Below are 13,429 nucleotides of genomic sequence, written 5' to 3' on the forward strand. Positions count from 1 at the left end.
AAACCCCCACAACCCACCACCCTTTTTTATTCCGGTTGTGGGGGGGTTGTTTTTTTTAATACCCCCCCGGCGCCCCCCGGGGGGGGGGCCCCGCCCCCCCCCCCCCCCACAACCCGGATCCACCTGGCCGCTTCGTACAATGTGGTCGTGAGCAACCCGCGCCCCGAGAACGACGAGCCCCTTTCCGACCCGCTGGCCGCGATGGGTCTGGGCGGCGACGAGGACGAAGCCGACATCGACCCCGGCCGCGAGGCCGACCTGGCGGTGATCGAGGCGGGCAGCCGTACCCTCCGGGCCGGGGGACCGGTGCCGCAGGACGACGGCGTCCCGGCCCGCCCCGCCGACCCGGAGGTCGACAAGGCCCTCCGCGAGGTCGAGGCGGAGCTGGCGGGCCGCTGGCCGGAGACGAAGCTGGAGCCGTCCCTGGACCGGATGACCGCCCTGATGGACATCCTGGGCGAGCCGCAGCGCTCCTACCCCTCGATCCACATCACCGGCACCAACGGCAAGACCAGCACCGCCCGCATGATCGAGCAGCTGCTGCTCGCCTTCGACCTGCGCACCGGCCGCTACACCAGCCCGCACGTGCAGTCCGTCACCGAGCGGATCAGCCTCGACGGCCGTCCGATCGCGCCGGAGAGCTTCATCGAGACGTACCGTGACCTCCAGCCGTACGTGGAGATGGTGGACGCCTCGCAGCCGTACCGGATGTCGTTCTTCGAGGTGCTGACCGGCATGGCGTACGCCGCCTTCGCCGACGCCCCGGTGGACGTGGCCGTCGTCGAGGTCGGCATGGGCGGCAGCTGGGACGCGACCAACGTGGTGGACGGCACGGTCGCCGTCGTGACCCCGATCGACCTGGACCACACCGACCGCCTGGGCGAGACGGCCGGCGAGATCGCGGTGGAGAAGAGCGGGATCGTCAAGAAGGACGCCACCGCCGTGCTGGCCCAGCAGCCCGTGGAGGCGGCCCAGGTGCTGCTGAAGCGGGCCGTCGAGGTGGACGCGACGGTCGCCCGGGAGGGCATGGAGTTCGGCGTCACGCACCGCGAGGTGGCCGTCGGCGGGCAGATGCTGACCCTGCGCGGTCTGGGCGGGGAGTACGAGCAGGTCTTCCTGCCGCTGCACGGTGAGCACCAGGCCCACAACGCGGCGGTGGCGCTCGCCGCGGTGGAGGCCTTCTTCGGCATCGGCACCCTGCACGCCCGCACCCTGGACGTCGACACCGTCCGCACCGCCTTCGCCAATGTCACCTCGCCGGGCCGGCTGGAGGTCGTGCGCCGCAGCCCCGCCGTGGTGCTGGACGCGGCGCACAACCCGGCGGGGGCCCGGGCGGCGGCCGCCGCGCTGGGCGAGGCCTTCGGTTTCACCCATCTGGTGGGCGTGGTCGGGCCGAGCGGCGACAAGGACGTACGGGGGCTGCTGGAGGCCTTCGAGCCGGTCTTCGCCGAGGTCGTGGTGACCCAGAACTCCACCCACCGCGCCATGGACGTGGACGAGCTAGCCGCGCTCGCGGTCGAGGTCTTCGGCGACGAGCGTGTGCAGGTCGAGCCGCGGCTGGACGACGCGATCGAGGCGGCCGTGACGCTCGCCGAGGATCAGGGGGAGTACTCCGGCGCCGGGGTGCTGATCACCGGTTCGGTGATCACCGTGGGAGAGGCCCGGCTGCTGCTGGGCCGGAAGTGACGAGCGGGAAGCGAAGCCAAGCGGATGCGGACCCTGTGCGCGAGCACCCTGATCGGTGAGTTCTTCGTGATCGGCTTCGCCGGTCTGGTGGCGATGAAGCAGCCGGAGCTGACGGCCGGCACGGTGTGGACGGTCAGCGGCATCGCCATGGCCCTGTGCGTGCTGCTGTGCGGCATGCTCGGGCGGCGCGGCGGGCTGGCCGTCGGCTGGCTGCTGCAGGCCGGGTTGATCGTGAGCGGCTTCGCCGTCCCGGTGATGTTCTTCCTCGGCGCGGTCTTCGCCGCCCTGTGGTGGGCCGCCGTCCACTTCGGCCGGAAGGTCGACGAGGCCAAGGCGGCACGGGCCGCGCAGCCGGCCTGATCGCACGCGTCGTGCCCCGGGCCGAGGGGGTGCCGTGGGTCGTGGGGATCACCGGTAATGTCGTCGTACCCGCACCCCGCACATAGGAGTCACACCGTGTCCCAGCGCACCCTCGTCCTTCTCAAGCCGGACGCCGTACGTCGCGGCCTGGTCGGCGAGATCCTCGGCCGCATCGAGCGCAAGGCGGGCTGGAGCATCACCGCGCTGGAACTGCGCACGCTCGACCGCGCGATCCTCGAACAGCACTACGCCGAGCACGTCGGCCGGCCCTTCTACGAGCCGCTGGTGGAGTTCATGGCCTCCGGCCCGGCCGTCGCCCTCGTCGTCGAGGGCGAGCGGGTCATCGAGGGACTGCGCGCGCTGGCCGGCCCGACCGACCCGATCGCCGCCGCCCCCGGTTCGATCCGAGGCGACTTCGGCACGATCGTCCGGGAGAACCTGATCCACGCCTCGGACTCCGAGGAGTCCGCCGAGCGCGAGATCAAGATCTTCTTCCCCGGCCTGGCCTGATCCTCCGCGACGATTCGCCCTGAATTCACTGCTGACGCCCGATCAGCTCAACGGGCGGCCGGAAATTTCCCGGCCGCCCGCAGGCATATGCCGGGACTTCGGGGGAACCAATTCCGCCGACACGGCGTCACCATTGCAGAGGACAGCTGTGTGTTCTGATGACAATGGCGGCGGAACCCTGACCCCGTGCCCGTTCGGGCGCGACTACCATGGAATCTCCGCACCTCCGGCTCAGCGCACAGCAGCGCATCCGCCGTGCTCACCCCCACATCGCTCCAGCTCGGGAAGGCCAGACGTATCCTCATGGCGAACAACATGTCGTTCATCGGCCGTGACATGGCTGTCGACCTCGGCACCGCCAACACGCTGGTGTACGTCAGGGGTCGCGGGATCGTCCTCAACGAGCCGTCCGTCGTCGCCATCAACACCAATACGGGCGGCATCCTGGCGGTCGGCTCCGAAGCGAAGAAGATGATCGGCCGGACCCCCGGCAACATCGTCGCGGTCCGTCCTCTCAAGGACGGGGTGATCGCGGACTTCGAGATCACCGAACGCATGCTGCGCTACTTCATCCTCAAGATCCACAAGCGCCGCTACCTGGCGCGCCCCCGCGTCGTGGTCTGCGTGCCCTCCGGCATCACCGGAGTCGAGCGCCGCGCCGTCATCGAGGCCGCCACCCAGGCCGGCGCGCGCCAGGTGCACATCATCGAGGAGCCCATGGCCGCCGCGATCGGCGCCGGGCTCCCGGTCCACGAGGCGACCGGCAACATGGTCGTCGACATCGGCGGCGGCACCACCGAGGTCGCCGTCATCTCGCTCGGCGGCATCGTCACCGCGCAGTCCATCCGGGTGGCGGGTGACGAGCTGGACAACGCGATCATCCAGCACATCAAGAAGGAGTACAGCCTCCTGCTGGGCGAGCGCACCGCGGAATCGATCAAGCTCACCATCGGCTCGGCCTTCGCGGCCGAGAACGAGGAGCACACCGAGATCCGCGGCCGCGACCTGGTCTCCGGCCTGCCCAAGACGGTGGTGATCTCCGCCGCAGAGGTGCGCAAGGCGATCGAGGAGCCGGTCAACGCCATCGTCGACGCGGTCAAGACGACCCTCGACAAGTGCCCGCCCGAGCTGTCCGGCGACATCATGGACCGCGGCATCGTCCTGGCCGGCGGCGGTGCGATGCTGCGCGGTCTGGACGAACGGCTGCGCCACGAGACCGGCATGCCGATCCACATCGCCGAGTCCCCGCTGGACTGCGTGGCCCTCGGGGCCGGCAAGTGCGTCGAGGAGTTCGAGGCGCTGCAGCAGGTCCTGGACGCGCAGCCGCGCAGATGAGTCCTCACGATCCGTCGTACGGGTGAAGTCCCGCCGGTACGCCGGATCGTTCTACCTCCCGGCACGGCCCATCGGGCCCACGGGCTCACACGCTCTGACGAGGAAGGCACGGACTGGCCCCCGTGAGGGACACACGAGAGAGCCGGCTTCTGCTGGTACTGCTGGTGGCGATCGCTTTCGCGCTGATCACCGTCGACATCCGCGGCGGTGAGGACTCACCGCTCGACGGCACCCGGTCCGCCGCGGCCGCCGTCTTCGGCCCCGTCGAGGACGGGGTCGCGGCCGCGGTCGACCCGGTGGACAACGCGGTGGACGCGGTACGCGACTCCGGCGACCGCAGCAGCCGCATCAGCGAACTGGAGCGGGAGAACGCCGAGCTGAAGCAGCAGCTCGGCAGCAAGGACGTCACGCGCGAGCGGGCCCGCGAACTCGACAAGCTGCTCAAGCTCGCCGGAGCCGGTCAGTACCGGGTCAAGGGCGCGCAGGTCATCGCGATAGGAGCCGCCCAGGGCTTCTCCTGGACGGTCACCATCGACTCCGGCGCCAACGACGGCATCCAGCGCGACATGACGGTCGTCAACGGTGACGGACTGGTCGGCCGGGTCACCACCGTCGGCCCCTCCACCTCGACCGTCCTGCTCGCCTGCGACCCGGACTTCACGGTCGGCACCCGGCTGGAGAAGTCCTCCGAGCTCGGCTTCGCCACCGGCCAGGGCAACCGGCCGATGCGGGTGCAGCTCCTCAACGGCAAGGCCCACGTGAAGAAGGGCTCCCGGCTGGTCACCTTCGGCTCGCAGGCAGACAAGCCCTTCGTCCCCGGCGTGCCGGTCGGCACGGTCGCCAAGGTCGACCCCGCGGGCGGCGGCCTCACGCGTACGGTCGAGGTCACCCCGTTCGTCGGCTTCACCAAGCTCGACATCGTCGGCGTCGTCGTCCAGGGCCCGCGCAAGGACCCGCGTGACTCGGTGCTGCCCGCCGGGCCGAAGCCGGTCCCGACGGTCACCGTCACGGCGACGCCCAGTGTGAGCCCCTCTCAGTCCTCGCTCTACGGACAGGAGGAGGTCCGATGAAGCGCGCGCTGCTCGCCACCGGCCTCGTCGTCGCCGGCATGGTCGTCCAGGTGTGTGTCCTGGCCCGCCTCCACCTGCCCGGCGCCGTCCCCGACCTGCTGCTGCTCGTCGTCCTCGGCCTCGCGCTGACGTACGGCCACGTGGCCGGCTGCCTCATCGGCTTCGGCGCCGGCCTGCTCGCCGACCTCGCCCCGCCCGCCGACCACGCCGCGGGCCGCTACGCCCTCGTGCTGTGCGTCGTCGGCTACATCGCGGGCCTGGTCAAGCCCGACGGCGGCCAGCTGCGGTCGGCCACCAGGCCGATGCTGGTCGTGGTGGGCGCCGCCATCGGCTCCACGGTGCTGTACGCGGCCGTGGGCGCCCTCGTGGGCGACACCGCGGCCCAGCACGTCGGCCTGGGCAAGCTGCTGTTCACCGCCGCCCTGTACGACCTGCTGCTCGCGCCGTTCACCGTGCCGTGGATCATGGCACTGGCCCGCAGGTTCCAGGGCGACCCGCTCGGGGAGGACTCCTCCGGCCCCGGCTTCGGCGCACGCATCGGCGGCCAGCGCTCGAGCCTTCTGGGCAGGGTGGGGAGCGTCGCCAAGGGAGGGCGGCGGTTGTGACCGACGCACGCGAGGCCGCCGGGCAGCGGCCGACGACGAAGCGCGCGCTGTCGCGCCGAGCGGGCGGAGAAGCGGGAGTGGCGGCGTGAGCAACATCCCCGAGACGGGGCGGACGCCGCGGGTCACGATCCGGCTGGTGGTCCTGCAGATCCTCGTCCTGTCCCTGCTGTTCACCCTCGGCGGGCGGTTGTGGTTCCTGCAGATCCGCAACGGCCAGGAGTACACGGCGCAGGCCAACAGCAACAACGTCCAGGAGGTCGTCGCGCCCGCCGTCCGCGGGTCGATCCTGGACGACAAGGGCGTGGCGCTCGCGGACAACGAGACCCGGCTGGTGGTCTCCGCGAGCCGCACCGACCTGCTGAAGCAGAAGGACGACGGCAAGGCGGTGCTGACCCGGCTCGCCGGCGTGCTGCACATGAAGCCGGAAGAGGTCCTGGGCAAGGTCCGGCTCTGCGACTCGCAGACCCCCAAGCCGTGCTGGAACGGCTCGCCGTACCAGCCGATCCCGATCACCGACGAGGCCACCACCCAGCAGGCGCTGCAGATCATGGAGCGCCGTGAGGACTTCCCCGGCATCACCGCCGAGCCCACCGCGGTGCGCCGCTACACCTCGCCGTTCGGGTCCAACACCTCCCAGGTCCTCGGCTACCTCTCGCCCGTCACGGACGACGAGCTGACCACCGCGGAGAAGAAGGGCCAGTCCCTGCTGCGCTCGGACCAGATCGGCCGTTCCGGCCTGGAGCGCACCTACGACAGCGAGCTGCGCGGCAAGGCCGGCGTCACCCGCTACGAGGTCGACAACCTCGGCCGGGTCATCGGCAAGGCGGGCGAGACCGCCGCGGAGCCCGGCAGCCACCTGGTCACCAGCATCGACGCCCGCGTCCAGAGGGTCGCCGAGAAGGAGCTCGACGAGGCGATCAAGGTCGCCCGGAAGACCTTCGACAAGGTCACCGGCAGCCTCTACAAGGCGGACTCCGGCGCGGTCGTCGTCATGGACGTGCACACCGGCCAGGTCATCGCGATGGCCAGCGCGCCCACGTACGACCCGAACGTCTGGGTCGGTGGCATCTCCGCCAAGGACTACGCCAAACTGACGGGCAAGAAGTCCAACTTCCCGCTGCTCAACCGGGCCATACAGGGTCAGTCGGCCCCCGGCTCGACCTTCAAGGCGATCTCCACCTCGGCCGCCGTGCAGGCCGGTTACGACATCAACGGGCGCTACCCCTGCCCGTCGTCGATGACCATCGGCGGACGGGTCTTCAACAACTTCGAGGGGGAGAGCGCCGGCTCCATCACCCTCGCCCACGCCCTGGAGATCTCCTGCGACACCGTCTTCTACGGCCTGTCGTACGACCAGTGGCTGAAGGACGGCGGCACCAAGCCCAAGAAGCACCCCAAGGACTGGTTCTACAAGACCGCCAAGCAGTACGGCCTCGGCTCGGTGACCGGCATCGACCTGCCCTCGGAGGTGACCGGCCGGATCCCGGACCGGCAGTGGAAGCGCGACTACTACGAGGCCAACAAGAACTACTGGTGCAAGGTCGCCAAGAGCGACAAGCAGGACTACGCGAGCCAGATCGCGCGCGAGAACTGCGTCGACGGCTACGTGATGCGCGCCGGTGACTCGGTCAACTACGCCATCGGCCAGGGCGACACCCTCGTCACCCCGATCCAGATGGCCAACATCTACTCGGCCATCTCCAACGGCGGCACGCTCTACCAGCCCACCATCGGCAAGGCGATCATCAGCGCCGACGGCAAGAAGGTCACCCGGATCAAGCCGAAGGTGAACGGGCACGCGCCGGCCACCAAGAACACGCTGAAGTACATCAACGAGGCCCTGGAGGGCGTCGTCACGCACGGTACGGCCGCGTGGCGGTTCGGCGGCTGGCCGCAGGACAGGATCGCCCTGCACGCCAAGACCGGTACCGCGGAGGTCGCCGGCAAGCAGACCACGTCGTGGTTCACGACGTACAGCAAGGACTACGCGATCGTCATGACGATCTCCCAGGGTGGTACCGGTTCCGGTGGTTCCGGTCCGGCCGTCCGCAAGATCTACGAGGCCATGTACGGCGTCCAGAAGGACGGGTCGATCGACAACAAGAAGGCGCTGCTCCCGCGCCCCTTGAGCAAGCTCCCGAAGATCGATTCCGACGGCGCCATCAAGATCACCAAGGCCTCCTGGGCCGACGTGCCGCAGGCGCCCTCCGCGCCGCGGGACACGGCGCTGGCCGCCGCCGCGCTGCCCCCGGAGCGCACCGAGAAGCTCCTGCTGGGCAGGAGGTACTGGTCATGAGCGCGCACGGCTACGCGATGCGTCGCTTCACCCCGGAACGCGGCACCCTGGGCAAGCTCCTGGCCCGGGACTCGATACTGCGCCGGATGGACTGGCTGCTGCTCGGCGCCGCCCTCGCGCTGTCCCTGATCGGTACGGCGCTGGTGTTCTCCGCCACGCGCAACCGCACCGAGCTCACCCACGGGGACCCGTACTACTTCCTGCTGCGGCACATCCTCAACACCGCGATCGGCTTCGCCCTCGCCGCCGGCACCGTGGCCCTGGGCCACCGCCGGCTGCGGGGCGCGGTGCCGGTGCTCTACGCCATCTCGGTGCTGCTGGTGACCGCGGTCCTCACCCCTTTGGGGTCCACGGTCAACGGCGCGCACGCCTGGATCGTGCTGGGCGGCGGCTTCTCCCTGCAGCCGTCCGAGTTCACCAAGATCACCATCATCCTGGGGATGGCGATGATGCTGTCCGCCCGCGTCGACGCGGGCGACCGGCTCTTCCCCGACCACCGCACGGTCGCCCAGTCGCTCGGCTTCGCCATACTGCCGATGGCGATCGTCATGCTGATGCCCGACCTCGGCTCGGTCATGGTGATGGCGGTCATCGTGCTCGGCGTGCTGCTGGCCTCCGGCGCCTCCAACCGCTGGGTCCTCGGCCTGATCACGGCGGGCGCCGGCGGCGCCATCGCGGTCTGGCAGCTCGGCGTCCTGGACCAGTACCAGATCGACCGCTTCGCGGCCTTTGCCAACCCCGCCCTCGACCCCGCAGGCGTCGGCTACAACACCAACCAGGCGCGCATCGCCATCGGCTCCGGCGGGCTGCTCGGCAAGGGCCTGTTCGACGGCAGCCAGACCACCGGGCAGTTCGTGCCCGAGCAGCAGACCGACTTCGTCTTCACCGTGGCGGGGGAGGAGCTCGGCTTCGTCGGGGCGGCCCTGATCATCGTGCTGCTGGGCGTGATCATGTGGCGCGGCTGCCGCGTCGCCCGGAACGCCACCGACCTGTACGGAACGATCATCGCGGCCGGCATCGTCGCCTGGTTCGCCTTCCAGTCCTTCGAGAACATCGGCATGACCCTCGGCATCATGCCCGTGGCGGGTCTGCCGCTGCCGTTCGTCTCGTACGGCGGATCGTCGATGTTCGCGGTCTGGATCGCCATCGGGCTGCTGCAGGCCATCCATATGAAGCGGCCCATGTCGGCCTGATCCCGCCCACCGGGTGAACGCACCATTGCGGCCGGGCGAACCCGCGATTAGGTTCCTGACATGGGGAAGCGTGTCGCGGAGACCGAGCGCAAGTACGAAGCCGCCGAGCAGACCGGTGAGCCCGACCTCGAAGGCCTGCCCGGGGTCGCGGCGGTACGCGTCCTGGAACCGGCCGAACTGGACGCCGTCTACGTCGACACCACCGACCTGCGGCTGGCCACCCACAAGATCACACTGCGGCGCCGCACCGGCGGCGACGACGCCGGCTGGCACCTGAAACTGCCGAGCTCACAGGCCGACACCCGCACCGAGGTGCACGCGCCCCTCGGCAAACAGGGCCGCAAGGGCGGCCCCAGGGTCCCCAAGTCCCTGCTCGCCGAGGTCGCCGCGATCGTCCGCGACCGCGAACTCGTCCCGGTCGTCCGGCTGCGCAACACCCGCAAGCGGGTGCACCTCGTCGACGCCGGGGGCGCACCCCTGGTGGAGATCGCCCACGACCACGTCCGGGCCACCCTCCTCGACCACGGCGACGGCTCGGAGACCGCCTGGACCGAGGTCGAGACCGAACTCATCGACGGCGACACCGCCCTCCTCGACGCCGTCGAGAAGCGGCTCCGCGCGGCAGGCCTGCGGCGCTCGAAGTCCCCCTCGAAGCTCGCCCGCGCCCTCGGCGAGCGCCTGGCCGACGCACCCGGGCCGCCGCAGCCGCCGTCCTCCACCGACACCGCCGGGGACGCCGCCCTGGCCTACGTGCACCAGCAGGTCGCCGCGATCACCGGCTGGGACCCGGAGGTCCGCCGCGACGAGCCGGACTCCGTCCACCAGATGCGGGTCTCCACCCGGCGGCTGCGCAGCGCCTTCAAATCCTTCCGCCGCGAACTCGACCGCGAGGCGACCGACCCCATCGGCGAGGAGCTGAAGTGGCTCGCCGCGGTGCTGGGCCTGGAACGCGACCGCGAGGTCCTCGCCGACCGCCTCCGCGACCGCGAGGCCGAACTGCCGGAGGAACTCGTCACGGAGGTCCTCACCGCGCGCATCGGCGGCGACGCCCCCGTCCACGAGGGCGCCCGCAAGGAACTCCTGCGCGAACTCGGCGGCAGGCGCTACTTCCGGCTCCTGGACACCCTGGAGTCACTGCTCGCCGACCCGCCCCTGCTCGGCGCGGCCGCGGCCCCCGCGGCCGACGCCGTCCCCAAGGCCGTGCGCCGCGACCACCGGCGGCTGCGCACCCGCGTCGAGTCGGCCCTGGAGATGGAACCCGGCCACGAGCGCGACCTCGTCCTCCACGACGCCCGCAAGGCCGCCAAACGGGCCCGCTACAGCAGTGAGGCGGCCCGGGCCGTCCCGGCCCTGCGCAAGCCCGCCAAGAAGCACACCCAGCGCATGAAGGCCGTCCAGCAGCTCCTCGGCGAGCACCAGGACAGCGTCATCTGCCGCGACGCCGTCCTCCGCCTCGCCTCGGACGCCCGCGAGGCCGGCGAGGACACCTTCGCGTACGGCGTGCTCTACCAGCTGGAACGCGACCGCGCCGCCGCCGCCGAGCGGCAGCTCCCGAAGGAGTGGCCCCAGGCCGACCGCGGCAGGCTGGCCGGCTGAGCCGGCCCGGGACGGCCACCACCGCGCCGCCGCGTCCCGCAGCGCCCGGCGGCCGCGCGGACGCGGCCGGGAAGCCCTCTGTGACGCGTTACGCTGAATGGTCACCCTTGCCAGCTCACGAAAGACACCTCTGATGCCTGTCGAGTCGGTCTTCCCCCAGCTCGAGGCCCTGCTGCCGCATGTGCAGAAGCCGATCCAGTACGTCGGCGGGGAACTGAACTCCACCGTCAAGCCCTGGGACGAGTGCGACGTCCGTTGGTCCCTGATGTACCCGGACGCCTACGAGGTCGGGCTGCCCAACCAGGGCGTCATGATCCTCTACGAGGTGCTGAACGAGCGCGAGGGGGTCCTCGCCGAGCGCACCTACAGCGTGTGGCCGGACCTCGAGGCACTGATGCGCGAACACGGCGTGCCGCAGTTCACCGTGGACGCGCACCGCCCGGTCAAGGCCTTCGACGTCTTCGGCCTCAGCTTCTCCACGGAGCTCGGCTACACCAACATGCTCACGGCCCTGGACCTCGCGGGCATCCCGCTGGAGGCCCGGGACCGCACCGAGGACGACCCGATCGTGCTCGCCGGCGGCCACGCGGCCTTCAACCCGGAGCCCATCGCGGACTTCCTGGACGCCGCCGTGATCGGCGACGGCGAGCAGGCCGTCCTGGAGATCACCGACGTGATCCGTGCCTGGAAGGCCGAGGGCCGCCCCGGCGGCCGCGACGAGCTGCTGTTCCGGCTGGCCCGCACCGGCGGGGTGTACGTGCCGAAGTTCTACGACGTGGAGTACCTGGCCGACGGCCGGATCGCCCGCGTCGTCCCCAACCGCTCCGGCGTGCCGTGGCGGGTGTCCAAGCACACCGTCATGGACCTCGACGAGTGGCCGTACCCCAAGCAGCCGCTGGTCCCGCTCGCGGAGACGGTCCACGAGCGCATGTCCGTGGAGATCTTCCGCGGCTGCACCCGCGGCTGCCGCTTCTGCCAGGCCGGCATGATCACCCGCCCGGTGCGCGAGCGCAGCATCACCGGCATCGGCGAGATGGTCGACAAGGGCCTGAAGGCCACCGGCTTCGAGGAGGTCGGCCTGCTGTCGCTGTCCTCCGCCGACCACTCCGAGATCGCCGACGTCGCCAAGGGCCTCGCCGACCGCTACACGGAGGACAAGATCGGCCTGTCCCTGCCCTCCACCCGCGTCGACGCCTTCAACATCGACCTGGCCAACGAGCTGACCCGCAACGGCCGCCGCTCGGGTCTGACCTTCGCCCCGGAGGGCGGCTCCGAGCGCATCCGCAAGGTCATCAACAAGATGGTCTCGGAGGAGGACCTGATCCGCACCGTCGCCACCGCCTACGGCAACGGCTGGCGCCAGGTGAAGCTCTACTTCATGTGCGGTCTGCCCACCGAGACCGACGAGGACGTCCTGCAGATCGCCGACATGGCGAAGAACGTCATCCAGAAGGGGCGCGAGGTCACCGGCCAGAACGACATCCGCGCCACGGTGTCGATCGGCGGCTTCGTGCCCAAGCCGCACACCCCCTTCCAGTGGGCCCCGCAGCTCGGCGTCGAGGAGACCGACGCCCGCCTGGAGAAGCTGCGCGACGCCATCCGCGGCGACAGGAAGTACGGCCGCAACATCGGCTTCCGCTACCACGACGGCAAGCCGGGCATCATCGAGGGCCTGCTCTCCCGCGGCGACCGCCGCGTGGGCGCCGTCATCCGCGCCGTCTACGAGGACGGCGGCCGCTTCGACGGATGGCGCGAGCACTTCTCGTACGACCGGTGGATCCGCATGTGCGAGAAGGCGCTCCCGGAGCAGGGCGTCGACCTCGCCTGGTACACCACGCGCGAGCGCACCTACGAGGAGGTCCTGCCCTGGGACCACCTGGACTCCGGCCTCGACAAGGACTGGCTCTGGGAGGACTGGCAGGACGCCCTCGACGAGACCGAGGTCGAGGACTGCCGCTGGACGCCGTGCTTCGATTGTGGGGTGTGTCCTCAGATGGACACCCACATCCAGATCGGTCCGACGGGGAAGAAGCTGCTCCCGCTGACCGTCGTGAAGTAGCCCGTCGTGGACACGAGGCCCCCCGCCGGACGGCGGGGGGCCTTCGTGCGTACGGGGGAGCGGAACGGCCGTCAGACCCGCGTCGCCGCACGGCGGTTGACCCCGTATGCCGGCGGACGGGGGGAAGGCGTGCTTCCGGGCGTAACGTTCGGGCATGCAGGAACGGGGGGACGCCGGTGGGTACGGCGGGAACGGGGACGGCTGCCTGACGGTGGCGATCAGGATGCCGGCGCGGATCGTCGCGCTGGTGGTGGTCCTACCGCTGCGCATGGCGTGGGACGCCCTGAGGGTTGCGGGCCGGGCACTGGGCCGTGCCGGGGGATGGCTGGGCCGGGTGCTGGTGGTCGCCCCCGCGGTGGCGCTGTGGCGGTACGTGCTGGTGCCGGTGGGGCGTGCCGGGGTGTGGGTGGTGCGGGGGCTGGTCCGGTACGTGGTGGTGGTTCCGGCGGTGGCGTTGTGGCGGTGCGTGCTGGTGCCGTTGGGGCGTGCCGTCGTGTGGCTGGTCCACTGCCTGGTGGTGGTTCCGGTGGTGGCGTTGTGGCGGTACGTGCTGGTGCCGGTCGGGCGGGCCGTGGGGGTCGCCGTGGCGTGGGTGGTCGCCGTGCTGGTCGTGATTCCGGTGGTGGCGCTGTGGCGGTACGTGCTCGTCCCGCTGGGGCGGGCGGCCGGCGCGGGGGCGGTGTGGGCGGTACGGGTGCTGCTGGTGGTGCCCTTGGCGG

Annotated in this window: 10 protein-coding genes and 1 pseudogene; all 11 read left to right on the top strand. The window is 70.8% G+C overall.

Going from position 1 to position 13,429, the window contains the following annotated elements; translation table 11 throughout:
- The first annotated feature begins 201 nt into the window (after positions 1-201).
- Positions 202-1,686 (top strand): bifunctional tetrahydrofolate synthase/dihydrofolate synthase, encoded by a 1,485-nt coding sequence (folC, locus tag ACFV3E_RS05460; RefSeq protein ID WP_500533697.1) that lies wholly within the window; start codon positions 202-204, stop codon positions 1,684-1,686.
- A 24-nt stretch (positions 1,687-1,710) separates the two neighbouring features.
- The gene (locus ACFV3E_RS05465) at positions 1,711-2,046 is read left to right on the top strand and encodes a DUF4233 domain-containing protein (RefSeq protein WP_499511878.1); all 336 of its coding nucleotides are present in this window, start codon (positions 1,711-1,713) and stop codon (positions 2,044-2,046) included.
- Between the two features lie 96 nt (positions 2,047-2,142).
- Positions 2,143-2,556 (top strand): nucleoside-diphosphate kinase, encoded by a 414-nt coding sequence (ndk, locus tag ACFV3E_RS05470; RefSeq protein ID WP_431963871.1) that lies wholly within the window; start codon positions 2,143-2,145, stop codon positions 2,554-2,556.
- 315 nt (positions 2,557-2,871) lie between these two features.
- A complete protein-coding gene (locus tag ACFV3E_RS05475) occupies positions 2,872-3,891 on the top strand; it encodes a rod shape-determining protein (protein ID WP_500533698.1) in 1,020 nt (339 codons plus the stop codon).
- A 122-nt stretch (positions 3,892-4,013) separates the two neighbouring features.
- On the top strand, positions 4,014-4,961 hold the full coding sequence (mreC, locus tag ACFV3E_RS05480; RefSeq protein ID WP_499511876.1) for a rod shape-determining protein MreC: 948 nt from the start codon (positions 4,014-4,016) through the stop codon (positions 4,959-4,961).
- Positions 4,958-5,566: a rod shape-determining protein MreD gene (gene mreD, locus ACFV3E_RS05485; protein WP_500533492.1), complete on the top strand. Its 609-nt coding sequence runs from the start codon at positions 4,958-4,960 to the stop codon at positions 5,564-5,566. Before mreC ends, mreD begins: the two co-directional genes overlap by 4 nt.
- 85 nt (positions 5,567-5,651) lie before the next feature.
- Positions 5,652-7,862, top strand: a complete 2,211-nt coding sequence (gene mrdA, locus ACFV3E_RS05490) for a penicillin-binding protein 2 (protein ID WP_500533493.1) — start codon at positions 5,652-5,654, stop codon at positions 7,860-7,862.
- Complete coding sequence (gene rodA, locus ACFV3E_RS05495) at positions 7,859-9,055, top strand: rod shape-determining protein RodA (protein ID WP_500533495.1); 1,197 nt, start codon at positions 7,859-7,861, stop codon at positions 9,053-9,055. The genes mrdA and rodA overlap by 4 nt, the downstream gene beginning before the upstream one ends.
- A gap of 60 nt (positions 9,056-9,115) precedes the next feature.
- Entirely contained in the window at positions 9,116-10,651 is a 1,536-nt protein-coding gene (locus ACFV3E_RS05500; RefSeq protein ID WP_500533496.1) for a CYTH and CHAD domain-containing protein, read from the top strand.
- A gap of 133 nt (positions 10,652-10,784) precedes the next feature.
- The gene (locus ACFV3E_RS05505) at positions 10,785-12,710 is read left to right on the top strand and encodes a TIGR03960 family B12-binding radical SAM protein (protein ID WP_500369571.1); all 1,926 of its coding nucleotides are present in this window, start codon (positions 10,785-10,787) and stop codon (positions 12,708-12,710) included.
- Positions 12,711-12,864: 154 nt separating this feature from the next.
- Positions 12,865-13,429, top strand: a pseudogene (locus tag ACFV3E_RS05510) (hypothetical protein); the annotation flags it as partial.

Origin of the sequence: Streptomyces sp. NPDC059718, from assembly GCF_042733315.1 — a bacterium.
GTDB lineage: Bacteria > Actinomycetota > Actinomycetes > Streptomycetales > Streptomycetaceae > Actinacidiphila.

Excerpts from the sequence above, each read along its gene's own strand:
- folC (WP_500533697.1), top strand. The coding sequence starts at position 202 with ATGGGTCTGGGCGGCGACGAGGACGAAGCCGACATCGACCCCGGCCGC.
- ACFV3E_RS05505 (WP_500369571.1), top strand. The coding sequence starts at position 10,785 with ATGCCTGTCGAGTCGGTCTTCCCCCAGCTCGAGGCCCTGCTGCCGCAT.
- rodA (WP_500533495.1), top strand. The coding sequence starts at position 7,859 with ATGAGCGCGCACGGCTACGCGATGCGTCGCTTCACCCCGGAACGCGGC.
- ACFV3E_RS05465 (WP_499511878.1), top strand. The coding sequence starts at position 1,711 with ATGCGGACCCTGTGCGCGAGCACCCTGATCGGTGAGTTCTTCGTGATC.
- ACFV3E_RS05475 (WP_500533698.1), top strand. The coding sequence starts at position 2,872 with ATGTCGTTCATCGGCCGTGACATGGCTGTCGACCTCGGCACCGCCAAC.
- ACFV3E_RS05500 (WP_500533496.1), top strand. The coding sequence starts at position 9,116 with ATGGGGAAGCGTGTCGCGGAGACCGAGCGCAAGTACGAAGCCGCCGAG.
- mreD (WP_500533492.1), top strand. The coding sequence starts at position 4,958 with ATGAAGCGCGCGCTGCTCGCCACCGGCCTCGTCGTCGCCGGCATGGTC.